This is a genomic window from Pseudomonas sp. PDM32 (assembly GCF_019219225.1).
GTDB lineage: Bacteria > Pseudomonadota > Gammaproteobacteria > Pseudomonadales > Pseudomonadaceae > Aquipseudomonas > Aquipseudomonas laurylsulfatiphila.
Window position 1 is genome coordinate 324516 of record NZ_JAHUWE010000004.1, and the last position, 21768, is coordinate 346283.

General features: G+C 57.9%; 24 protein-coding genes. 19 read left to right on the plus strand and 5 right to left on the minus strand.

All coding sequences use genetic code 11. From position 1 onward, the window contains the following. Nucleotides 1–84: 84 nt before the first annotated feature. The 3 genes from KW846_RS10125 to KW846_RS10135 are packed head-to-tail and all read right to left on the minus strand — an operon-like array spanning nucleotide 85 to nucleotide 3668. On the minus strand, nucleotides 85–666 hold the full coding sequence (locus tag KW846_RS10125; protein WP_218482139.1) for a cob(I)yrinic acid a,c-diamide adenosyltransferase: 582 nt from the start codon (nucleotides 664–666) through the stop codon (nucleotides 85–87). Between the two features lie 2 nt (nucleotides 667–668). Beyond that, the gene (locus KW846_RS10130; protein WP_116582965.1) at nucleotides 669–2705 is read right to left on the minus strand and encodes a PAS domain-containing sensor histidine kinase; all 2037 of its coding nucleotides are present in this window, start codon (nucleotides 2703–2705) and stop codon (nucleotides 669–671) included. A 45-nt stretch (nucleotides 2706–2750) separates the two neighbouring features. After that, entirely contained in the window at nucleotides 2751–3668 is a 918-nt protein-coding gene (locus KW846_RS10135) for a putative 2-dehydropantoate 2-reductase (protein ID WP_218482140.1), read from the minus strand. Between the two features lie 135 nt (nucleotides 3669–3803). On the opposite strand from KW846_RS10135, the gene KW846_RS10140 reads away from it, so the two are divergent. Further along, complete coding sequence (locus tag KW846_RS10140; RefSeq protein WP_007977344.1) at nucleotides 3804–4289, plus strand: YajQ family cyclic di-GMP-binding protein; 486 nt, start codon at nucleotides 3804–3806, stop codon at nucleotides 4287–4289. 134 nt (nucleotides 4290–4423) lie between these two features. Beyond that, the gene (locus KW846_RS10145; protein ID WP_102698379.1) at nucleotides 4424–5266 is read left to right on the plus strand and encodes a mechanosensitive ion channel family protein; all 843 of its coding nucleotides are present in this window, start codon (nucleotides 4424–4426) and stop codon (nucleotides 5264–5266) included. Between the two features lie 141 nt (nucleotides 5267–5407). On the opposite strand, the gene KW846_RS10150 is transcribed toward KW846_RS10145, so the two are convergent. Next, nucleotides 5408–6736, minus strand: a complete 1329-nt coding sequence (locus tag KW846_RS10150; RefSeq protein ID WP_007977342.1) for an OprD family porin — start codon at nucleotides 6734–6736, stop codon at nucleotides 5408–5410. A 909-nt stretch (nucleotides 6737–7645) separates the two neighbouring features. Between KW846_RS10150 and KW846_RS10155 the strand changes: the two genes are divergently transcribed. Further along, nucleotides 7646–8071 carry an HIT domain-containing protein gene (locus KW846_RS10155; RefSeq protein WP_218482141.1) on the plus strand — a complete coding sequence of 142 codons (426 nt, stop codon included), beginning with the start codon at nucleotides 7646–7648 and terminating at the stop codon, nucleotides 8069–8071. A 3-nt stretch (nucleotides 8072–8074) separates the two neighbouring features. After that, nucleotides 8075–8281, plus strand: a complete 207-nt coding sequence (locus tag KW846_RS10160; RefSeq protein WP_218482142.1) for a SlyX family protein — start codon at nucleotides 8075–8077, stop codon at nucleotides 8279–8281. Nucleotides 8282–8358: 77 nt separating this feature from the next. Here the strand turns inward: KW846_RS10160 and KW846_RS30245 are convergent, their stop codons facing one another. Further along, complete coding sequence (locus KW846_RS30245; protein WP_095965394.1) at nucleotides 8359–8961, minus strand: cold-shock protein; 603 nt, start codon at nucleotides 8959–8961, stop codon at nucleotides 8359–8361. Nucleotides 8962–9491: 530 nt separating this feature from the next. Between KW846_RS30245 and KW846_RS10170 the strand changes: the two genes are divergently transcribed. The 15 genes from KW846_RS10170 (at nucleotide 9492) to queE (ending at nucleotide 21768) form a co-directional block, all read left to right on the plus strand. Next, a complete protein-coding gene (locus KW846_RS10170) occupies nucleotides 9492–9827 on the plus strand; it encodes a ribbon-helix-helix domain-containing protein (protein ID WP_218482143.1) in 336 nt (111 codons plus the stop codon). 136 nt (nucleotides 9828–9963) lie between these two features. Continuing rightward, nucleotides 9964–10185 (plus strand): FmdB family zinc ribbon protein, encoded by a 222-nt coding sequence (locus tag KW846_RS10175; RefSeq protein WP_007977333.1) that lies wholly within the window; start codon nucleotides 9964–9966, stop codon nucleotides 10183–10185. 121 nt (nucleotides 10186–10306) lie between these two features. Beyond that, nucleotides 10307–12082: an aspartate--tRNA ligase gene (gene aspS, locus KW846_RS10180; RefSeq protein ID WP_007977331.1), complete on the plus strand. Its 1776-nt coding sequence runs from the start codon at nucleotides 10307–10309 to the stop codon at nucleotides 12080–12082. Between the two features lie 128 nt (nucleotides 12083–12210). After that, the gene (locus tag KW846_RS10185; RefSeq protein ID WP_007977329.1) at nucleotides 12211–12957 is read left to right on the plus strand and encodes a YebC/PmpR family DNA-binding transcriptional regulator; all 747 of its coding nucleotides are present in this window, start codon (nucleotides 12211–12213) and stop codon (nucleotides 12955–12957) included. A gap of 158 nt (nucleotides 12958–13115) precedes the next feature. Then, nucleotides 13116–13640 (plus strand): crossover junction endodeoxyribonuclease RuvC, encoded by a 525-nt coding sequence (gene ruvC / locus KW846_RS10190; protein WP_095965392.1) that lies wholly within the window; start codon nucleotides 13116–13118, stop codon nucleotides 13638–13640. A gap of 114 nt (nucleotides 13641–13754) precedes the next feature. Further along, nucleotides 13755–14363, plus strand: coding sequence for a Holliday junction branch migration protein RuvA (gene ruvA / locus KW846_RS10195; RefSeq protein WP_218482144.1), 609 nt, complete (start codon nucleotides 13755–13757; stop codon nucleotides 14361–14363). Then, nucleotides 14364–15425: a Holliday junction branch migration DNA helicase RuvB gene (gene ruvB / locus KW846_RS10200; RefSeq protein ID WP_015096600.1), complete on the plus strand. Its 1062-nt coding sequence runs from the start codon at nucleotides 14364–14366 to the stop codon at nucleotides 15423–15425. A 127-nt stretch (nucleotides 15426–15552) separates the two neighbouring features. Next, nucleotides 15553–16020, plus strand: a complete 468-nt coding sequence (ybgC, locus tag KW846_RS10205; RefSeq protein ID WP_007990726.1) for a tol-pal system-associated acyl-CoA thioesterase — start codon at nucleotides 15553–15555, stop codon at nucleotides 16018–16020. Further along, entirely contained in the window at nucleotides 16010–16705 is a 696-nt protein-coding gene (tolQ, locus tag KW846_RS10210) for a protein TolQ (protein ID WP_007977321.1), read from the plus strand. The genes ybgC and tolQ overlap by 11 nt, the downstream gene beginning before the upstream one ends. Before the next feature lie 23 nt (nucleotides 16706–16728). Then, nucleotides 16729–17181, plus strand: coding sequence for a protein TolR (gene tolR, locus KW846_RS10215; RefSeq protein ID WP_162130292.1), 453 nt, complete (start codon nucleotides 16729–16731; stop codon nucleotides 17179–17181). Then, on the plus strand, nucleotides 17181–18260 hold the full coding sequence (gene tolA, locus KW846_RS10220; protein ID WP_218477973.1) for a cell envelope integrity protein TolA: 1080 nt from the start codon (nucleotides 17181–17183) through the stop codon (nucleotides 18258–18260). Before tolR ends, tolA begins: the two co-directional genes overlap by 1 nt. A gap of 17 nt (nucleotides 18261–18277) precedes the next feature. Continuing rightward, the gene (gene tolB, locus KW846_RS10225) at nucleotides 18278–19558 is read left to right on the plus strand and encodes a Tol-Pal system beta propeller repeat protein TolB (RefSeq protein WP_162831820.1); all 1281 of its coding nucleotides are present in this window, start codon (nucleotides 18278–18280) and stop codon (nucleotides 19556–19558) included. Between the two features lie 52 nt (nucleotides 19559–19610). After that, the gene (pal, locus tag KW846_RS10230) at nucleotides 19611–20108 is read left to right on the plus strand and encodes a peptidoglycan-associated lipoprotein Pal (protein ID WP_003178634.1); all 498 of its coding nucleotides are present in this window, start codon (nucleotides 19611–19613) and stop codon (nucleotides 20106–20108) included. A gap of 6 nt (nucleotides 20109–20114) precedes the next feature. Beyond that, on the plus strand, nucleotides 20115–20954 hold the full coding sequence (gene ybgF, locus KW846_RS10235; RefSeq protein ID WP_218482145.1) for a tol-pal system protein YbgF: 840 nt from the start codon (nucleotides 20115–20117) through the stop codon (nucleotides 20952–20954). 166 nt (nucleotides 20955–21120) lie between these two features. Next, nucleotides 21121–21768, plus strand: a complete 648-nt coding sequence (gene queE, locus KW846_RS10240; RefSeq protein ID WP_007977310.1) for a 7-carboxy-7-deazaguanine synthase QueE — start codon at nucleotides 21121–21123, stop codon at nucleotides 21766–21768.

Here is a 21768-nt window from a genome sequence, read left to right on the forward strand (position 1 = left end):
CACAGGTGGTCGAGTTCTTCCTGAAGGAACTCGATCAAAATGTGGGAGCGGGCTTGCTCGCGAAGGGGCCCTGACAGACGCCGGCTAAACCTCAGGCTTCGCCGCCGGCTGCCATAGAATCTCCGCCACTCCCTGACGCTTGGCAATCAGCCGCGCCACCACAAACAACAAATCCGACAGCCGATTGATGTACGCCAGGCCAACCCCGGCCAACGGCTCAATCGCATTCAATTGCTGACACCGCCGCTCGGCACTGCGGGCCAGGCTTCGGCAAACATGGGCCTGGGCAATCAACGCTGAACCGCCGGGCAAGATGAAGTTTTCCAGTGGTCCCAACTCTTCATTCCACACATCGATTGCCGCTTCCAGGCGCTCGATTTCCGCTGCATTCAAGGCCTGATACACCGGCATTGCCAGCTCACCGCCCAGATCGAACAATCGATGCTGGCAAGGCGCCAAAACCTCGATCACTTCCTGCAAACCTGCAACAGTATCCGTTTGTGCCGCCAACCCGGCCAGCAACACGCCCACCTGACTGTTGAGCGTATCGACTTCGCCAATGGCCTCGATCCGCGGGTGATCCTTGGGGACGCGACGGCCATCGCCCAGCCCGGTCTCGCCTTTGTCGCCAGTGCGGGTGTAAATCTTCGACAAACGAAAGCCCATGGTTACCTCGATAGCAGATTGAGTTCTTGCGCGACAGGTGGCGTGCTCGCCAGGGGCAGGCGCAAGGTGAAGCAAGTGCCTTGGCCCAGGGTCGATTGCACTTCCATCTGCCCCTTGTGGTTATTGGTGATGATGAAGTACGACACCGACAGCCCAAGTCCGGTGCCCTGTCCGATTTCCTTGGTGGTGAAGAAGGGTTCGAAGGTGCGTTTGCGCACGCTTTCACTCATGCCGATGCCGTTGTCCTCGACCTGGATTTCCGCCCACGGCGGGTTCAGCCGGGTGCGCAGAATGATCCGCCCCGGCTCGCTGTCGTCTTCGCGCTGGTGAATGGCTTGCGCAGCGTTTTTCAGCAGGTTGAGCAGTACTTGCTCCAGTTCGTTGGCGGTGCCGGGGACCGGGCCCAGCGCCGGGTCGAACTGACGAATGATGGCCTGGCCCTTGAAGTCGAAGCCAATCGCCAGGTCGAAATCGTTGCCGGCGATTTCCACCGCTTGATCAATCAGGGCGGGCAGGTCGCATGGGGCCATCTGGCGGGTGCTGCGACGGCTGAAACTGAGCATGTGGGTGACGATTTTGGCGGCCCGGGCACCGGCCTGCTGGATACCGTCGAGCAACTGCGGTACTTCGCGGATTTTCAGATACTGATTGACCGTATCCAGTTCGATGCCGGCCTGTTCGGCCACTTCAAGGTTCTTCGGCAGGTCGGGGGACAGGCGTCGGCGAATGTTTTGCACGTTGTGCAGGATCGCACCCAGCGGATTGTTGATCTCGTGAGCCATGCCGGCGGCAAGACCGCCTACCGACAGCATTTTCTCCGACTGCACCATCATTTCTTCCAGGGACAGGCGCTGGGTGATGTCGTCGATCCGGATCACTACGCCACGCCCGGCACCGCCCATCAGCGGATAGAAAGTCAGGGCATAGTGGCGGGGCTCGTCGTCCTTGAGCCAGGTGACACGTTCGATTTTGGCCACCGTATGCTGCTCGACCGTTTCCTTGAGTTGCGGCAAGAACGGCTTGAGCGGTTCGAAGGCGAGGAAAATGGGCTGGTTCAGGGCTTCATCGAGGCGTGTGCCGGACAGGGCGCTGGCTTCCTGGTTCCACTGAGTCACGTAGAGCTGTTCGTCGAGGGCGATCAGCGCCGACGGCATGGAGTCGATGATGCTGTTGAGGTAGTTCTGGAAGCCGGTGAGCTTTTTCTCAATCTTGCTGCGCACCTGGACTTCGAGCTCCAGCTTGCGGTTGGTATGACGGGTTTCTTCCGCCAGGCCCTGGGCCTGGTCGTAAGCGGCCTGGGAGTCGTCCCGAGCCCGCTTGAGTTGCTGCTCCCTGGCCTCGATCCGCGAGAGCATGGTGTTGAACGCCTCGGCGAGGCTGCCGATTTCATCGTGGTTCCCTCGCGAAGCGCGCAGTGCGTAGTTTTCTTCACGGGTGACCTGCCGCGACAACTCTTCGAGCTGGTGGATCGGCCGGGTGATCAGGCGCTTGATCTGGCGGGCAATGATCAGCCACAGCAGTACGCTGAAGATCAGAATGCCCAGGCTGGCCGTCAGGGTCCCGGTGTAGAACGCCACTGGCAGTTCACTGCTGGCGACCAACAGCAAATGTCCCGGTGCCGAGCCGGGGCGGGGCAGGGTGATGACTTGATTGGTGCGAAACTCGGTGGCCTGCCAGTCTTCGATATGCCGGAAACGCTTGGGCAGCTCCAGATTGTCGCCATGCTGCAGTTGCGCCAATCGCTCACCCTGTCCGTCATACAGGGCTGCCGCGCGCAATGGCGAATAGCTGTTGAGTTCATTCAGCAGGCGCTCGGCGCTTTGCGGTGACGCCAGGGCTTCGGAGGCCAGGCTCGGGTTGGATACCAGTCGGCCGATGGTCTGCAGGGCCTGGGGTGCCATGCTTTCCTGGGAGATGTAGTACGCGGCGCTGATAAAGGTCAGGTTGGCAACCAGCAGGACGGTGACCATCAGTACCAGCAGGGCGGCCAGCAATTTCTGGCCGACGGGCAGGTTTTCAAGGCGCTGGCGCAATGGCATCGGATTCATCGCAAACAAGGAACAAGTGGCCAGCGTAGCCGCTGCTCAGTCGCTGGGCAATCCAAGGCTTTGCAGGCGAGCGATCAACCTTGCCTGAAGTTGATTGAGGTGAGGCAGGTTCAGTTGATGTCGTCCGGCGACTTTGCAGGCGTAGCCCAGCAGATAACTGATTTCCGTGCGGCGCTGGCTCGTGACGTCCTGATGCATCGACGAGTAATTGGCCGCGGTGGCGTGAATCACCCGTTCGACTTCCTGCTGCAGGTTTTCAGCCGCCGCCGGCTGACCGCAACGCTCAAGCAACTCCACCAGTTCACCGCACAGGGTGGCCACTTCGCACTGATGTTGCTGCAATCCGCCGTTGCGGCAATCGTGCAGCACCGTCAGCGGGTTGATTGCACAGTTGAGGGCCAGCTTGCGCCACAGCCTGGTCAGAATATCGGTGCTCCACTCGTGAGGGATGCCGGCAGCGCTCAAGTCATCGAGCCAGATCGGCGCGACCGGATGGCTCGCATCCCCCAGCCAGGTGAAGCCATGGCCAGCAAACACCACGCGCCAATCGCCATCGCGGAAGGCGCCTTCGGTGCTCGAGGCATAGATGCAGCGTGCCTGGGGAACCTGTGCGGCCACCGCGTCCTGACTGCCCAGGCCATTTTGCAGCAGGATCAGCTCGGCGCCGGGGGCCAGGCGTGACGCCAGTCGGGCCACCGCGCTTTCGGTATCGTAGGCTTTGCACGCTACCAACAGGCGTTTGATCGGCTGGCGGCTGTCCGCTGGTTCGGCGGGCACGGCGTAGTGTTGCGCCTGGCCGTGTTCCACCAGTGTCAATCCGCCTGCAGCCTCATAGGCCTGCAGTCTCGCGGTGTCCCGCAGGATCAGCCTGACCGGCACGCCAGCGCGGGCCAGGCGTGTCGCCCATAAAGTGCCGAGGCTGCCGGCGCCGAGTACATGCCAGGTGGTGGACATCAGCTTTTTGCTCTGTTTAAGGCGTGCATCGGCAGCTCACAGTGAATGATGGGAAAGACCCGTTATAATCAGCGCGGATTTTAACCGCAAGCCAGGCGCGCTCCATCGGTGCGCCTTTAAATTTGGAGAGATTACATGCCGTCGTTCGACGTGGTATCCGAACTGGACAAACACGAAGTCACCAACGCGGTCGAGAACGCCGTCAAGGAACTCGATCGTCGTTATGACCTGAAAGGCAAAGGCAGCTTCGAGTTCAAGGAAAAAGACCTGACCGTCAACCTGACCGCAGAAGCGGATTTCCAGCTCGAAGCGATGATTGAGATCCTCAAGCTGGCTCTGGTCAAGCGCAAAATCGACGTGCAGTGCCTTGAAGTCAAGGATGCCTTCGCGTCGGGCAAGCTGATGAAGCAGGAAGCTGTCCTCAAGGAAGGCATCGACAAGGAACTGGCGAAGAAAATCGTCGCTCACGTCAAAGATGCCAAGCTCAAGGTCCAGGCGGCCATTCAGGGCGAGCAGGTTCGTATTACCGGCAAGAAGCGTGATGACCTGCAAGAAGCCATTGCTGTGCTGCGGGCCAAGGAGTTCGGTATGCCGCTGCAATTCAACAACTTCCGCGACTGACCTTGAGCGGGAACCTCTTGGCGTTTGTGACGTCGCAGACCCAAGCAACGGCAGAAACGATTGAACCCGTCGCGGTTCGATCTTTCTGCCGCTTTTTTACGCATGCCGCATAGCCGGAAAACAGGAGAAAGTAGATGGATTTAAGCGCTGAGGTAGACAACCTGGTCAAGGTATCCCAAACCTGGATCCCGATGATCATGGAATACGGCAGTCGCGTACTGCTGGCGGTCATCACCCTGGCCATCGGCTGGTGGCTGATCAACAAAGTCACGAAAAAGCTCGGCGGTCTGATTGCATTGCGCAATGCCGACCTGGCGCTGCAGGGCTTTATCAGCAGCCTGGCGAACATCATCCTCAAGATCCTGCTGGTCGTCAGCGTGGCCTCGATGATCGGTGTGGAAACCACTTCGTTTGTGGCAGCGATTGGTGCGGCGGGCCTGGCCATTGGCCTGGCTTTGCAGGGCAGCCTGGCGAACTTCGCCGGCGGCGTGTTGATTTTGCTGTTCCGTCCGTTTCGTATCGGCGACTGGATCGAAGCCCAGGGGATTGCCGGCACCGTCGACAGTATCCAGATTTTCCATACCGTACTGCGCACCGGTGACAACAAGACCATCATCGTGCCCAACGGTAATCTGTCCAACGGCATTATCACCAACACCAATCGCCAGCCGACCCGCAAAGTCGTGTTTGATGTGGGCGTCGATTATGAAGCGGACTTGCAGAAAGCCCGGCAAGTGTTGCTGGAGTTGGCCAAGGATCCGCGTGTATTGACTGACCCGGAACCTCAGGCAGTCATTTCGACATTGGGTGACAGTTCTATCACTGTTTCCCTGCGTGTCTGGGTGAAGACAGCGGATTATTGGGATGTGATGTTCATGTTCAATGAACTGTCTCGTGATCGCCTGAGAGAGGCCGGCATCGATATTCCATTTCCACAGCGGGTTATTCGTGTGGTTCAGGAGTCCGCAGTGCAGTGATAGGCCTTGCCATACATGCCTGACTTTTCGGTCAGTCATGTATGGCGATTGTTCAATAATTGAACAATTTGCACGGACAACAAAAAAGGCCCATCCGAAGATGGGCCTTTTGTTTTGTTACCGCAAACTAACTGGATGCGATTACAAAACCGACAGCGGGTAGTCGACGATGAAACGGAACTCTTTCACGTCGCCTTCACCTTCGTCAGCGTTAGCGAAGTGCCATGCTTGACGAATACGGAAGGAGAGGTCTTTTGCCGGGCCAGTCTGAACAACGTACTTGGCTTCGAAGTTGGTCTCGTTATGCTTGCCGTCTTCGCCATACAGGCCAGCGTAAGGGCTGCCAACTGGAGTTTTGGTGCCGTCGATGTCCCAGCCTTTAACGTAACGGGTCATGAAGCTCAGACCTGGAACGCCGTACTCAGCCATTTTCAGGTCATAACGAACCTGGGCAGACTTCTCGCCTGGGGCGTTGAAGTCAGAGTACTGGATGGAGTTGGCGAGGAAGATCGAGTCGCCGCCGCGGTTGTTCTTGCCCACACCGATGTAGTCGAACGGAGTGTCACCGTTAACCTTTTGGAAGGCGAGGGTGATGGTGTGTGCTTTCATGAACGAGAAAGCGGCTGCCAGGGAGTAAGCAGTGTTGCTGATCTCGCCGGCTTTGGCATCACCAGTGTCTTTGGTGTTGTAGATGTTACCGTCCAGGTTCAGCGACTCGTCGCCGCCCAGCGGGATGGTGTAGTTCAGGTTGGCGTAGTACTGGTTCCAGATGTCTTCCAGCTTGGCGCCGTACAGCGATGCCGACAGGTTGTCGGTGATGCCGTATTTGCCACCGAAGTAGTCGATGGAGTTGGCTTCTACGCCAGCGTAGGTTGCAAACAGGCCGCCGTCACGAGCGTTGCGGTCCTGGCTGGTCGCCGAGTAGAAGTGACCGGCTTCGAGGTCAAGGTCTTTGACTTCGCTGCTTTGCAGTTGGATACCGCTGGCAGTTTGAGGAAGGATACGGGAACCGCCAACAGCGAACACTGGAGCAGTGCTTGGCTGCATGTCGCCGACTTTCAGTTCGGTTTTCGATACGCGGAACTTAACAGCGCCGCCGGCTTTGCCCTGGCTGTCGTTAACTTCGCCATCGGCGTCGCGGCTCATGTTACCGGTACCGCCGGTGCCATCACCGCCGTCCAGTTTGATTGCCAGGTAACCGAAAGCGTCAACGCCAACACCGATCAGGCCTTGGGTGTAACCGGAGCTGAAATTGCCCCAGATACCTTGGGTCCAGTCTTTCTGGTCGGTTGCGCCATCTTTGCGGTCACGGTTGAAGTAGTAGTTGCGAACCAGCAAGTTCAGGGAGCTGTCTTCAACAATACCTTTGGCTTCAGCCTGGTCACTTACGAAAGGGGCGGCCGTAGCCAATTGGGTACTGGCTGCTGCTGCAACTGCCAGTGCGATCATGCTCCACTTCATCACGCGCATCGTGATTTGCTCCTTTGGTTTTAGAAGAGTACTGCCGTCCCACCTGTTTTATTATCTGGGCGGCTCTTTCTTTTTGTGTCGGCGCAAACTTATATCACGCCGACAATGTTGGCGATACTTGCGTATCTAACCTTTCGCCTTCTTTACGACCATGTCGCAAACAGCGAGGTAGATGTCGCAAATTTCGAGCTCCGACGCAACCGGGCTGACAACTTTAATGCTGTTTTCTGAGCCTGGGTGTCGGTAAAAAGAGTCCTGGTGAAACGTTTGAATCTCCATCGGGCTACCTTGCCACTGTCTTTTTTGCCTGAATGCCCCCCACTTCCAGCGGGTGTCACTCAGGTGATGTTGGGTATGTATGCAACAAGCGTGCACAAAATCATGTTTTTTTTGCGGTTTTTTCAAATTGACTCTCTGGCGCTGTAAAAACCTCATAAAACTGGGGGGTTCAAGCGCCTTTGGTTTGGGCTTGACGCTATGCTTTGCATCATGCTGCACCCTTCTGGTTGACTGCCTGACAACCAAAAATGTTACCGGTTCACCCCGCCAGTGAGTAAATGGCGGATGTCGAAGCATTCAGCGTAGACTCACTGTGCGGTTTTGGTGCAAAAATTTTAATCTTGTGCTGAATTCATTCCTGTTGATCGAGTGCCTGGCGCGAACTCTTCGTTGCTAATCAGTCATTTCGGCATTTTTTTCGGCTGGCCGGTTCTGTAGTGGTGCTCGGCGTCGAAAAGTGTCTCATTCGGGGGCGGGCTATCAGCTTTTCGCTGGCGCTCGTGGCGTCTGTGCAAGGTTCGCCGTGAAGCGTGCGCCGTTCACAGGTATGCTGCCGTCCGGTCGCTTGGTGCGCCGCTCCTCTGGATGGGCGCTAAGCTGAAAAATGATGACCCGGCGGGAGTACGCGCAGTGTTCGCTCTAGATCCACGACTTCAACAAGACACGTTACCGATCGGGGACTTTCCGCTCTGCCGGTTGCTGTTGTCCAATGACTCGAACTATCCCTGGTTCATCCTGGTACCTCGTCGTGAGGCTATCAGCGAGATATTTCAGTTGGATGTCGCAGACCAGCGACAGCTTTGGCAGGAGACGACGGCGCTTTCGCAGGTGCTCAAGGACTCATTCGATGCGGACAAGTTGAATGTTGCAGCGTTGGGCAATGTCGTCAGCCAGTTGCACGTGCATGTGATTGTGCGCAAGCACGAAGATGCCGCCTGGCCGGCGCCAGTTTGGGGCAGGCATCCGGCAAAACCCTACAGTTCGGAGCAAATTGCCGTCATTCGCGAGCGTTTGCGCCTGATATTGACCGATGACTTTACGTTTCTGGAGGGCTGAACCATGAGCCTGGAAGAACGCGTTACCGATCTTGAAAGCCGCCTGGCCTTTCAGGATGACACCATCCAGTCACTGAATGATGTGCTGGTCGCGCAGCAGCGGGTGGTCGAGCGTCTTCAACTGCAAATGGCTGCGTTGCTCAAGCGGCAGGAGGAAATGGTCGGCCAGTTCGAATCGTTCGAAGAGGAAGCGCCACCGCCGCACTACTAAGCACGTGCAGTAAGCAACGTGCAGGCATGAAAAAACCGCGTACAGCCAGGCTGTACGCGGTTTTTTTCAGCCTTGAATCAGCGGCGTGGCAGTGCGGCGATCACATCTTCGGCTTGCAGGCCCTTGTCACGATTCATGACAGAGAACTCCACGCGCTGACCTTCTACCAGGACGCGGTGGCCTTCACCGCGAATGGCCCGGAAGTGGACGAAGATATCGTCGCCGGAGTCGCGGGAAATGAAGCCGAAGCCTTTGGACGTGTTGAACCACTTGACGGTGCCGGTATCGCGGTTGCTCATGTCGTAGCTTGGCGAGGCAGCGACCGGTGACGATTTGTAGAAACTGATACCCAGGTGCAGGGCAACAGCGATCAGGGCTGCGACCAGGCTGAACAGAACGGCAGGTTGACCGGCGATGACAGGCATCGGTGCGATCAGCGTCAGAGTCTGCAGGACTACCGCCAGAGCCAGCAGGACGCTGACCAGGTTTTGCAGTTGGTGGCGCGGACCTTTGTTCCAGTAAGGGATGACAGGTGCAAGCGTGAGATTGAGCAGGCCGAAAAAGGCCAGGTACAGCGCGTCAGGTTGTTGCAGGTAAGGCAAGGCTTCAGGGTGCAGGCTAGGGATGAAGGACAGCAGCAAGGCCGCTGCGCCTATCAGTAGATGGACGATTTTCAACATTTTGATTAACTCACGTTAAGACAGCTCACAAGGAAGAGCTGATGGCGCACGGTTCGCTTCAAGACAATTAAAGAGGCGTTGGACACGTGCCCGGTATCAGCCTATGCGCCATGCCCGGAAAAATAGGCGCTGGCGACACGACGTCTATTTAACAGCAAAGCCGCAGGCTACTCAAATCAGGGCGTCCGGCGGCTCTTTGGTGGTGATTTTCCGCAGGTTGCCCGAAGTTACGGAGCTTCGCTAAGGCAGGTGATTTGCCGGCCGCGTATGCAGGTGCATGAAAAAGTGGTGGGGATGCTTGGGCTCTACTTTCCTACGTCACTCCATGGGGTGTTTCTGACGGGGGCTTCGTTTCGCTGCGTAGGAAAACGACCGGCGTAGGACGATCTCCAGGGTCTGCCAACTGTTGTTGGCTTATCCTACGTCGAGGGTCATAAAGTCGGCTGGAAAATACCTTTGCACCTGCGTTTTTATAAGTCGACACACAGTTGCGCTTTAAGAAACCAGGATGGCAAAGGAGTGTCAGCGTTATGGTTTATCAAAGGCAAGAAGAAGGGCGATACGGTTCGCGCAGGGATGTAAGGGTCGATCCGTTTGTTCGCGAATTCGATATGGAGTTGGCCCAGCCCTTGTCCCGCTCCATACGATTGAATGGCTTCGCAACCTGTTTGCGGCTTGAGCAGGTTTATTGGGATATTTTGGGGGCAATGGCCCGGGCCAATGGTTGTTCGGTCAGTAGTCTGTTATCTCATGTGGATCGCGAAGTTCACTTGCGTCATGGCGGAGTAAGGAATTTCAGTGGATTGGTGCGGGTCGTCTGTGTCGTACACAGCCTCAAGGAAGGGGGGTGCATCGTCACTGTCTAGTCTGGGTGGTGAAAACGGCAGAGTGTCGGCCTGTGCAGTCTTACGGCTGCACAGGCTGCATTTAATGGATATAATCCCGCTCTTTGCCGCAAAACCCTGCGTGTGCGGTAGCAATCTGATCGCCGAGACAACCTCCATGCCGATGTACGATTATCAATGTGCTTCCTGTGGTCATCAGTTGGAAGCCATTCAAAAGATCAGCGATGCACCGCTGGTCGACTGCCCTGCCTGTCAGGCGCCAGAGCTTAAGAAAATGCTGTCCATGCCGGGATTTCGCCTCAGCGGCACGGGTTGGTACGAAACCGATTTCAAGACCGGTTCCAAGAAGAACCTGGCCGGCGGCGACAAAGCTGACTAAGGTCCTGAACCTGAATTGAACGACACACGCGAGCTCTTGCATCACCCGGTGACTTTTTAAAGGCGGGGCTGCTGTAGGATCTCCAACCGAATTTCGAATTACGAGAAGTGAAACCACGACCATGATGCGCAGCCATTATTGCGGCCAACTGAACGAAAGCCTGGACGGCCAGGAAATTACCCTTTGCGGATGGGTTCACCGTCGCCGTGACCACGGTGGGGTGATTTTCCTCGATATCCGTGATCGTGATGGTCTGGCCCAGGTCGTGTTCGATCCGGACCGCGCTGAAACCTTCGCTGCGGCCGATCGCGTGCGCAGCGAGTACGTCGTGAAGATCACCGGCAAGGTTCGCCTGCGTCCGGCTGGTGCGACCAACGCCAACATGGCGTCGGGCATGATCGAAGTCCTCGGCTACGAGCTGGAAGTGCTGAACGAATCGGAAACCCCGCCGTTCCCGCTGAACGAGTTCTCCGACGTCGGTGAAGAAACCCGCCTGCGCTATCGTTTCCTCGACCTGCGTCGCCCGGAAATGGCCGAGAAGCTGCGTCTGCGTTCGCGCATGACCACCAGCATCCGTCGCTTCCTGGACGAGAACGGGTTCCTCGACGTAGAAACGCCGATCCTGACCCGTGCTACCCCGGAAGGCGCACGCGACTACCTGGTGCCGAGTCGTACTCATGCCGGTTCGTTCTTCGCCTTGCCGCAATCGCCGCAGCTGTTCAAGCAACTGCTGATGGTGGCCGGCTTCGACCGTTACTATCAGATCGCCAAGTGCTTCCGCGACGAAGACCTGCGGGCCGACCGCCAGCCGGAATTCACCCAGATCGACATCGAGACCAGCTTTCTCGATGAAAAAGAGATCATGGGCCTGACCGAGCAAATGATCCGCAATCTGTTCAAGGAAGTGCTGGGCCTGGAATTCGGCGAGTTCCCGCACATGACCTTCGAAGAAGCCATGCGCCGCTACGGTTCCGACAAGCCAGACCTGCGTAACCCGCTGGAACTGGTTGACGTGGCCGACCAGCTCAAGGAAGTCGACTTCAAGGTGTTCAGCGGCCCTGCCAACGACCCGAAATGCCGCATTGCCGCCTTGCGCGTGCCTGGCGGCGCGAGCATGCCGCGCAAGCAGATCGACGACTACACCAAGTTTGTCGGCATCTACGGTGCCAAGGGCCTGGCGTACATCAAGGTCAACGAGCGCGCGAATGGCGTTGACGGTCTGCAATCGCCGATCGTGAAGAACATCCCTGAAGCCAACCTCAACGTGATCCTGGATCGTGTTGGTGCAGTCGACGGCGACATCGTGTTCTTCGGTGCAGACAAGGCCAAGATCGTCAGCGAAGCGTTGGGCGCACTGCGCATCAAGCTCGGTCACGACCTGAGCCTGCTGACCTGCGAATGGGCTCCGATGTGGGTCGTTGACTTCCCGATGTTCGAAGAGAACGACGACGGCAGCTTCAGCGCCTTGCACCACCCGTTCACCGCGCCGAAGTGCTCCCCGGCGGAGTTGGAAGCCAACCCGGCGGGTGCTCTGTCCCGTGCCTATGACATGGTATTGAACGGCACCGAGCTGGGTGGCGGTTCGATCCGTATCCACCGCAAAGAGATGCAACAAGCGGTCTTCCGTCTGCTGGGCATCAACGAAGTGGAACAGGAAGAGAAATTCGGCTTCCTGCTCGACGCCCTGAAATATGGCGCACCGCCGCACGGTGGCCTGGCCTTCGGTCTGGACCGTCTGGTGATGCTGATGACCGGCGCCCAGTCGATCCGTGAAGTGATCGCCTTCCCGAAAACCCAGAGCGCGGCCGATGTCATGACCCAGGCGCCGGGCCAGGTGGATGCCAAGGCATTGCGCGAGTTGCACATTCGTCTGCGTGAAACGCCTAAGGCCGAGTAAGGCTGACCCGAAGGGCGCATCTGCGGATGCGCCCTTTCTTTATAGGCAGAGCTGTTCAAGATTTTTGTTTGCCGGCCGGCGCAATACAGCGCAGCGGGCAATGTTTCAAAGAGAATTCGGAGCGAGTTATGGCAGGTCATTCCAAGTGGGCGAACATCAAGCACCGCAAAGAACGTCAGGATGCCAAGAGGGGCAAGATCTTCACCAAGTGGATTCGTGAGCTGACCGTCGCTGCCCGTCAGGGTGGTGGTGATCCAGGCTCCAATCCGCGTCTGCGCCTGGCCTTGGACAAGGCCCTGGGTGCCAACATGAGCCGTGACATCATCGATCGTGCCATCGCCCGCGGTACCGGCGCTGCCGATACCGACGATGTGGTCGAGCTGACCTACGAAGGTTACGGTCCGGGCGGCGTGGCGGTGATGGTCGAATGCATGACCGACAATCGTAATCGCACTGCCGCCGCTGTTCGTCACGCGTTCAGCAAGTGCGGCGGCAACCTCGGCACTGACGGTTCGGTGGCCTATCTGTTCGAACGCAAGGGGCAGATCTCCTTCGCTGCCGGCGTTGACGAAGACGCGCTGATGGAAGCGGCCATGGAAGCCGACGCCGATGACGTGGTGACCAACGAAGACGGTTCGATCGACGTGTTCACCTCGTTTGCCGGCTTCTATTCCGTGCGTAACGCACTGGAAGCGGCGGGTTTCAAGGGTGACGACGCGGAAATCGTCATGCTGCCGACCACCAGCGCCGAACTCGATCTGGAAGGCGCCGAGAAGGTCCTCAAGCTGATCGACATGCTCGAAGACCTGGATGACGTGCAAAACGTCTACTCCAACGCGGAAATCCCGGAATCGGTGGCCGCACAGCTCGGTTAAAGGGTGGCCACGATCCATGTGGGAGCGGGCTTGCTCGCGAAAGCGGTTTAATATTCAGCAACGATGTTGTCTGATAGTCCGCATTCGCGAGCAAGCCCGCTCCCACATTTATTATTCGCTGAGCTGAAGATCGTGTTCTTTCTTATCCCGCAGGCGTTATGACTTTAATTCTTGGTATCGACCCCGGTTCGCGCATCACCGGTTACGGTGTGGTGCGTGATACCGGCCGTGGCTGCGAGTACGTCGCCTCCGGTTGTATTCGCACCGGTGCCGGCGAGCTGGCTGAGCGATTGCAGATTGTCTATCGCGGGGTGCGGGAGATCATTCAGACTTACCATCCGGTGACCATGGGGATCGAAAAGGTGTTCATGGCCCGTAACGCCGATTCCGCCCTGAAACTGGGGCAGGCTCGTGGTGCCGCGATCGTGGCAGGTGCCGAGGAAAGCCTGGAAATTGCTGAATACAGCGCAACCCAGGTCAAGCAGGCAGTGGTCGGTACCGGCTCGGCCAACAAGGAGCAGGTGCAGATGATGGTCATGCACATGCTCAAGCTGACCAGCAAGCCGCAGATCGATGCTTCGGACGCCCTGGCCATTGCCATCTGTCATGCTCATACCCGCTCCAGTCTGCTGCCCCATGGTCTCGGGGCGGCACGCAGTCGTGGCGGGCGCTTGCGTCTCTGATAGCATCAGCAATCATTTTCATGGGGTGAGGGCGTTTCGCCTGGGTTGTCGGCGCTACTCCCTTGCTCCATCAGTCGCTGGCCCAGAGCTGGCCAACGCTCAAGGATTTGTAACGTGATTGGACGTTTGCGCGGCACCCTGGCTGAGAAGCAGCCTCCACACTTGGTTCTGGATGTAAACGGTCTGGGTTATGAACTCGAAGTGCCGATGACGACCCTCTATCGATTGCCGTCGGTCGGTGAGCCGCTGACGTTGCACACTCATCTGGTCGTGCGCGAAGACGCACAGTTACTCTATGGTTTCGTCGGCAAGCGTGAGCGCGACTTTTTTCGCGAATTGATCCGTCTCAACGGCGTCGGGCCGAAACTGGCGCTGGCCTTGATGTCGAGCCTGGAAGTCGACGAACTGGTTCGTTGCGTACAGTCCCAAGACACTTCGGCGCTGACCAAGGTGCCAGGTGTGGGCAAGAAAACCGCCGAGCGTTTGCTGGTGGAACTCAAGGATCGCTTCAAGGCCTGGGAAACCGTACCGGCCATGTTCGCCCTGGTGCCGAACCAGCCGGATGGACCGACCCCGGTGAGCACTGCCGAGACTGACGCGGTCAGCGCCTTGATTTCCCTGGGCTACAAGCCGCAGGAAGCGAGCAAGGCGGTGTCTGCGATCAAGGAGAAAGGTTTGAGCAGTGAAGACATGATCCGTCGCGCCTTGAAGGGAATGATCTAAGTGATTGAAGCTGATCGTCTGATCGCTGCCACGCACAGTCCGCGTGAGCGCGAAGAAGTCCAGGACCGTGCCATTCGCCCGGTCAGCCTGGCGGAATACATTGGCCAGCCGACCGTTCGCGAGCAGATGGAGTTGTTCATTCAGGCGGCTCGCGGTCGTAACGAGTCCCTGGACCACACGCTGATCTTCGGGCCGCCGGGCCTGGGCAAGACCACCCTCGCCAACATCATCGCCCAGGAAATGGGGGTGTCGATCAAGAGCACTTCAGGCCCGGTGCTGGAGCGTCCAGGTGATCTCGCCGCGCTGTTGACCAACCTTGAGCCTCACGATGTGCTGTTCATCGACGAAATCCATCGCCTGTCGCCCATCGTTGAAGAAGTGCTGTACCCGGCCATGGAGGACTTCCAGCTCGACATCATGATTGGCGAAGGCCCGGCTGCGCGTTCGATCAAGCTCGATCTGCCACCGTTCACCCTGGTCGGCGCAACGACCCGGGCTGGCATGCTGACCAACCCGTTGCGCGACCGTTTCGGCATCGTTCAACGTCTTGAGTTCTACAATAATGCCGACTTGTCGACGATCGTGAGTCGTTCGGCGAGCATCCTTGGTTTGCCGCTGGACCCGGAAGGCGCCTTCGAAATTGCCCGCCGTGCCCGTGGCACGCCCCGGATTGCAAACCGACTGTTGCGCCGGGTGCGTGATTTCGCCGAAGTTCGCGCCAAGGGGCATATCACCAAGCCGATTGCAGACTTGGCGCTGAACCTGCTGGACGTCGACGAGCGTGGTTTCGATCACCAGGACCGACGTCTGTTGCTGACCATGATCGAGAAGTTCGATGGCGGGCCGGTCGGGGTCGACAGTCTGGCCGCCGCCATCAGCGAAGAGCGTCACACCATTGAAGACGTGCTTGAGCCTTACCTGATCCAGCAGGGTTACATCATGCGCACGCCAAGGGGGCGAGTGGTGACGCGGCATGCCTATCTGCATTTCGGTTTAAACATTCCGTCACGATTGGGCGAAATGCCCGTGGCAGACGAGTTCCTCGGTGCCAGTGACGATTAATTAACGTTGCGTGCTGATTTTTTCGGGCAATGTAGGGTCCCAGCACCGTACTTTCGCAAGAAAGCCGCAGATCAATGAAAAACAGTTGCCTGGCCGGATTGGCAACCTGAGGAGTAAGCACTAGAGTATGCGCGCGCAAAACGGGCTTGAGCCTTTCGCACATCGTTGTCGCGTTTATTACGAGGACACCGATGCGGGCGGCATCGTGTATTACGTCAATTACCTCAAGTTTATGGAACGGGCTCGAACCGAGCGGCTGCGAGATCTGGGCTTTGCCCAATCACAGCTGGCAGGGGAGGACCTGTTGTTCGTCGTGCATTCCAGCGAAGCACGCTATCACGCGCCGGCGCGACTGGACGACGAACTGCTGGTAAGCGCTGAAGTAATCGAATTGAACCGTGCCAGCCTGCGCTTCAAGCAGCAGGTCAGGCGGGCAACGGATAATGTGCTGCTCTGTGAAGGGCAGTTTCTGGTGGCCTGTGTGCGCACTGAAAGTTTGAAACCCCGGGCCATTCCCGAAGCTCTACGAGCGGCCTTTGCCGACGTGAGCGGCGCGGGTACACACTCAAAGCAGGAGATAAAGCGTGGAAGCTAACGTCGTCGACCATTCCTCCATGTGGAGCCTGGTCAGCAATGCCAGTATCGTGGTGCAACTGGTAATGCTGACCCTGGTAGCCGCATCGGTGACCTCGTGGATCATGATCTTTCAGCGCAGCAACTTGCTGCGCGCCGGTCGACGTGCCCTGGAGAGCTTTGAAGAGCGCTTCTGGTCGGGTATCGACCTGTCCAAACTGTACCGTCAGGCCGGCAGCAACCCGGACCCCGATTCGGGTGTCGAGCAAATCTTCCGTGCCGGTTTCAAGGAATTCTCCCGCCTGCGCCAGCAGTCAGGCGTTGACCCGGAAGCGGTCATGGAAGGCGTGGCCCGTGCCATGCGCGTTGCGATTTCCCGCGAAGAAGAAAAGCTCGAGCAGAGCCTGCCCTTTCTCGCCACCGTCGGTTCCGTCAGTCCCTACATCGGTCTGTTCGGTACCGTCTGGGGGATCATGAACTCCTTCCGTGGCCTGGCCACCGCCCAGCAAGCGACCCTGGCCACTGTGGCTCCGGGTATCGCCGAAGCACTGATCGCCACGGCCATCGGTCTGTTCGCGGCCATTCCAGCCGTTATCGCTTACAACCGTTTTGCTGCGCGCAGCGAAACCCTGCTGGGCCGCTACTACACCTTCGCCGACGAGTTCCAGGCGATCCTGCACCGCAAAGTGCACACCAGCGAAGAATAAGCAGGTAATTTCCAATGGCTTTAATCGCTCGAGCTCGCAAAAAGCGCAAGCCGGTCGCCGAGATGAACGTGGTGCCCTACATCGACGTGATGTTGGTGCTGCTGGTCATCTTCATGGTGACCGCGCCGATGCTCAATCAGGGCGTGAAAGTTGATCTGCCCAAGGTTTCCAGCGAAGCCTTGCCGCAGGACAACAACACCCAGGTCCTGACCATTTCCATCAAATCCGACAAGACCTACTACTGGAACCTTGGCAGCGAAGTCGACACGGACAAGCAGCAGGACCGGGCCATGACGTTGCCGCAGATGACTGACGCCGTGACCAAGATCATTCGCGTCGGCAATGAAAACGGTAAGCACACCCAGGTCTTCATTCGCGGCGACAAATCCGTCGATTACGGTTCAGTCATGGGGGCCATGGGCGGGTTGCAGAAAGCCGGGGTCGGTAATGTTGGCTTGATTACCGAGGCGCCCTGATGCAGCAACAGCGAGAGCCGTCCGCCTCGGAAAGCTACTTCTGGCCTAGTGTCTGGGCGATTGGCTTGCACGTGCTGGTGTTCGGCATGTTGTTCGTCAGTTTTGCCTTTACCCCGGAGCTGCCGCCGGCCAAGCCGATTGTCCAGGCGACCTTGTACCAGCTGAAATCGAAAAGTCGGGCGACCACCCAGACCAATCAGAAGATTGCCGGTGAGGCGCAGAAATCTGCTGCGCGTCAGACCGAAGTCGAGCAGATGGAGCAGAAAAAGGTCGAGCAGGAAGCGGTGAAGGCTGCGGAACAAAAGAAAGAAGAGGCGGCTCAAAAGGCCGAGGAAGCCAAGAAGGCCGACGAGGCGAAGAAAGCGGACGAGGCGAAAAAGGCTGATGAAGCCAAGAAAGCCGACGACGCGAAGAAAGCCGCGGAAGCCAAGAAGGCAGAAGAGAAACAATTGGCTGATATAGCCAAGAAGAAATCTGAAGAAGAAGCCAAGAAGGCTGCTGAAGAAGAGGCCAAGAAAGCGGCCGCTGAAGAAGCCAAGAAAAAGATCGTCGAAGACGCGAAGAAGAAAGCCGCGGAAGACGCCAAGAAGAAAGCCGAGGCTGAAGAGGCGAAGAAGAAAGTCGCCGAGGAAGCGAAGAAGAAAGCTGCTGCCGATGCTGCGAAGAAGAAATCGCAGGACGCGGCGCGTAAATCCGCCGAAGACAAAAAGGCTCAGGCCCTGGCAGATTTGCTTTCCGACACGCCGCAGCGTCAGCAGGCCTTGGCCGATGAGCAGGGTGACGAAGTCGCCGGCAGTTTCGATGACCTGATTCGTGCGCGTGCAGCGGAAGGCTGGGCTCGTCCACCTTCGGCACGCAAAGGCATGACGGTCGTGTTGCAAATCGGCATGTTGCCGGACGGTACGGTGACTTCGGTCAGCGTGTCCAGGTCCAGTGGCGACGGTCCGTTTGACGCCTCGGCTGTTGCAGCAGTGAAGAATATTGGACGTTTGACAGAAATGCAGGGAATGAAGCCGAGTGACTTCGCTCCGTATCGTTCATTCAAGATGACATTCACACCTGAGGATCTAGCCTTGTGAGAAACCTTCTTCGAGGAATGCTGGTCGTTATCTGCTGCATGGCAGGGATGGCGATGGCAGATGAGAAAAACATTCTGGTTACCAGCGGCAGCGATCGGGCGACTCCGATCGCCGTTGTACCGTTCGGCTTCCAGGGCGGTAGCGTGCTGCCGGACGACATGGCGGAAATCATCGGTAACGACCTGCGCAACTCGGGTTACTACTCGCCGATTCCAAAGCAGAACATGATCAGTCAGCCGAGCCAGGCCGGCGAAATCATCTTCCGTGACTTCAAGGCACTGGGTGCCCAGTACGTCATGGTCGGCAGCATCGTTCCGGCGGGCGGTCGCCTGCAGGTGCAATATGCACTGTTCAACGTAGCCACCGAGCAGCAAGTGCTGACCGGCAGCGTGTCGGGCGGTGTCGATCAGTTGCGCGACATGGCGCACTACATCTCTGACCAGTCGTTCGAAAAACTCACGGGTATCAAGGGTGCCTTCTCGACTCGCCTGCTGTACGTAACGGCCGAGCGTTTCTCCGAGAACAACACTCGCTACACCCTGCAACGTTCGGACTACGACGGTGCCCGCGCCGTGACCCTGCTGCAATCGCGTGAGCCGATCCTGTCGCCGCGTTTCGCACCGGATGGCAAGCGCATCGCTTATGTCTCCTTCGAGCAGAAGCGTCCGCGTATCTTCATGCAGAACATCGACACCGGTCGCCGTGAGCAGATCACCAACTTTGAAGGCCTGAACGGTGCACCTGCCTGGTCTCCCGATGGCAATCGCCTGGCGTTCGTGCTGTCCAAGGACGGCAACCCGGACATCTATGTGATGAACCTCGGCTCGCGTCAGATCAGCCGCGTCACCAATGGTCCTGGTATCAACACCGAACCGTTCTGGGGCAAGGATGGCTCGACCATCTACTTCACTTCCGACCGTGGCGGCAAACCGCAGATCTACAAGACCAGCGCCGGTGGCGGCGGTGCCGAACGCGTGACTTTCGTCGGCAACTACAACGCCAACCCTAAATTGTCGGCTGATGAAAAGACGCTTGTCATGATTCACCGTCAGGATGGCTTCACCAATTTCAAGGTGGCGGCCCAGGATTTGCAGCGCGGTAGTGTAAAAATCCTCACTGATAGCACTCTGGACGAGTCGCCTACTGTCGCGCCCAACGGCACCATGGTAATCTACGCCACCCGCCAGCAGGGCCGGGGAGTCTTGATGCTCGTGTCCATAAATGGACGCGTAAGGCTCCCGCTTCCTACCGCACAAGGCGAAGTCAGAGAACCTTCCTGGTCCCCTTACCTGAACTGACGCGGCGCTATACGTTTTACTTAACACACTGGGGTTCATTAGGAGTTTCACGATGGAAATGCTGAAGTTTGGTAAATTTGCTGCGCTGGCACTGGCCATGGCTGTAGCTGTAGGTTGCTCGTCCAAAGGCGGCGACAATGCCGGTGAAGGCGCGGTAGATCCAAACGCTGGTTATGGCGCAAACACTGGTGCAGTTGACGGTTCCCTGAGCGAAGAAGCTGCACTGCGCGCTATCACCACTTTCTACTTCGAATACGACAGCTCGGACCTGAAGCCAGAAGCCATGCGCGCTCTGGACGTTCACGCCAAAGACCTGAAAGCAAACGGCGCTCGCGTTGTTCTGGAAGGCAACACCGACGAACGTGGTACTCGTGAGTACAACATGGCACTGGGCGAGCGTCGTGCGAAAGCCGTTCAGCGTTACCTGGTACTGCAAGGTGTTTCCCCAGCTCAGCTGGAACTGGTTTCCTACGGCGAAGAGCGTCCAGTTGCTACCGGCAACGACGAGCAGTCCTGGGCTCAAAACCGTCGCGTCGAACTGCGTAAGTAATTCGTCATGCGAACGTGCCGTCGTGCTGTAACTGTTCTGGCTCTCAGCCTCGCGCCGCTTGCGGCGTGGGCTGCGGTTCCTGTGGTCGATAATGACTCCGGCTATAACAATAGCGGGAGCAGTTATCCGCCTGCAGGTTACGGTACGAACGGCGCCTATGCCGGGGGAGGGGTTTCGACCCCTGTCTCGGCACAGGGCCAGCTGTTCAACCAACTGCAACAAATGCAGGAGCAGATCTCGCGCCAACAGGGTGTGATCGAAGAACTGCAAAATGATGTAGCGCGCATGAAGCAGGAAAGCCTGGAGCGATACCAGGATCTTGATCGGCGCATAGGATCCGGCGTTGCACCAGCCGCGCCTCCTGAAAATTCTTCCACCGGTGGTGACGTGAACACCGCCGGTGCAGCCGCAGGTGCAGCAGCTGGCGCAGCCGCCGCTCAAGCACCTGCCGCGGGTAGCGAACCGGCAGATCCGGCGAAGGAAAAGCTCTATTACGATGCTGCCTTCGACCTGATCAAGGCCAAGGATTTCGACAAGGCCAGCCAGGCTTTCGCCGCATTCCTGCGTAAATACCCGAACAGTCAGTACGCGGGCAACGCCCAGTACTGGCTGGGCGAAGTGAACCTGGCCAAAGGCGATCTGCAAGGTGCAGGTCAGGCGTTTGCCAAGGTTTCGCAGCTGTATCCCAAGCACGCCAAGGTGCCTGATTCGCTGTACAAGCTCGCTGATGTAGAGCGCCGTCTCGGTCATACCGACCGGGTCAAGGGCATTCTGCAGCAGGTCGTGTCCCAGTATCCGGGCACTTCCGCTGCTCAACTGGCGCAGCGTGATCTGCAGAAAATGTAAGGCGGCTTGAGCCGTTTCAAAGAAACCCGCGCTTGTCGCGGGTTTTTTCGTTAGAATTCACCCCCTTTTTCTGAAACACGCTTTTTGGGATCTGCGCATTGCCGGGGTTCCTTGAAGTGCCTGACGGAGGCGGACAGCCTGTTTAGCTGTTACGCCCGTGGCGACTATGCAAGACACATTGAGAATCACCGAAGTTTTCTACTCGTTGCAGGGTGAAACTCGGACTGCCGGCCTGCCCACGGTTTTTGTGCGCCTGACCGGTTGCCCGTTGCGTTGCCAATACTGCGACAGCGCCTACGCGTTCACCGGCGGAACCATTCGCACCCTCGACGACATCCTCGAGCAGGTCGCCGGTTTCCGCCCGCGTTATGTCTGTGTCACGGGTGGCGAGCCCCTGGCGCAACCCAACGCCATTCCCTTGCTCAAGCGCTTGTGCGACGCCGGTTACGAAGTGTCACTGGAAACCAGTGGCTCTATCGATATCTCGCCGGTAGATTCCCGGGTCAGTCGCGTTGTCGACCTGAAAACCCCGGGTTCGAAGGAAGCGCACCGCAATCGCTACGAAAACATCGAGCTGCTCACGCCCAACGATCAGGTGAAATTTGTCATCTGTTCGCGGGAGGACTATGACTGGTCCGTTTCCAAACTGATCCAGTACGGTCTGGACCAGCGCGCTGGCGAAGTCCTGTTCTCGCCAAGCCACCATGACCTCAATGCCCGGGATCTGGCGGACTGGGTGGTGGCGGACAACCTGCCAGTGCGTTTGCAATTGCAGCTGCATAAATATCTATGGAATGACGAGCCGGGGCGCTGA

Coding starts and splice junctions, on each gene's coding strand:
- ybgC (WP_007990726.1), top strand. CDS start 15,553: ATGCGCGCGCAAAACGGGCTTGAGCCTTTCGCACATCGTTGTCGCGTT.
- KW846_RS10175 (WP_007977333.1), top strand. CDS start 9,964: ATGCCGATGTACGATTATCAATGTGCTTCCTGTGGTCATCAGTTGGAA.
- KW846_RS10185 (WP_007977329.1), top strand. CDS start 12,211: ATGGCAGGTCATTCCAAGTGGGCGAACATCAAGCACCGCAAAGAACGT.
- ruvC (WP_095965392.1), top strand. CDS start 13,116: ATGACTTTAATTCTTGGTATCGACCCCGGTTCGCGCATCACCGGTTAC.
- pal (WP_003178634.1), top strand. CDS start 19,611: ATGGAAATGCTGAAGTTTGGTAAATTTGCTGCGCTGGCACTGGCCATG.
- tolA (WP_218477973.1), top strand. CDS start 17,181: ATGCAGCAACAGCGAGAGCCGTCCGCCTCGGAAAGCTACTTCTGGCCT.
- KW846_RS10145 (WP_102698379.1), top strand. CDS start 4,424: ATGGATTTAAGCGCTGAGGTAGACAACCTGGTCAAGGTATCCCAAACC.
- KW846_RS10135 (WP_218482140.1), bottom strand. CDS start 3,668: ATGTCCACCACCTGGCATGTACTCGGCGCCGGCAGCCTCGGCACTTTA.
- KW846_RS10125 (WP_218482139.1), bottom strand. CDS start 666: ATGGGCTTTCGTTTGTCGAAGATTTACACCCGCACTGGCGACAAAGGC.
- queE (WP_007977310.1), top strand. CDS start 21,121: ATGCAAGACACATTGAGAATCACCGAAGTTTTCTACTCGTTGCAGGGT.
- ybgF (WP_218482145.1), top strand. CDS start 20,115: ATGCGAACGTGCCGTCGTGCTGTAACTGTTCTGGCTCTCAGCCTCGCG.
- KW846_RS10160 (WP_218482142.1), top strand. CDS start 8,075: ATGAGCCTGGAAGAACGCGTTACCGATCTTGAAAGCCGCCTGGCCTTT.
- KW846_RS10140 (WP_007977344.1), top strand. CDS start 3,804: ATGCCGTCGTTCGACGTGGTATCCGAACTGGACAAACACGAAGTCACC.
- KW846_RS30245 (WP_095965394.1), bottom strand. CDS start 8,961: ATGTTGAAAATCGTCCATCTACTGATAGGCGCAGCGGCCTTGCTGCTG.
- KW846_RS10170 (WP_218482143.1), top strand. CDS start 9,492: ATGGTTTATCAAAGGCAAGAAGAAGGGCGATACGGTTCGCGCAGGGAT.
- aspS (WP_007977331.1), top strand. CDS start 10,307: ATGATGCGCAGCCATTATTGCGGCCAACTGAACGAAAGCCTGGACGGC.
- tolB (WP_162831820.1), top strand. CDS start 18,278: ATGCTGGTCGTTATCTGCTGCATGGCAGGGATGGCGATGGCAGATGAG.
- KW846_RS10130 (WP_116582965.1), bottom strand. CDS start 2,705: ATGCCATTGCGCCAGCGCCTTGAAAACCTGCCCGTCGGCCAGAAATTG.
- KW846_RS10150 (WP_007977342.1), bottom strand. CDS start 6,736: ATGCGCGTGATGAAGTGGAGCATGATCGCACTGGCAGTTGCAGCAGCA.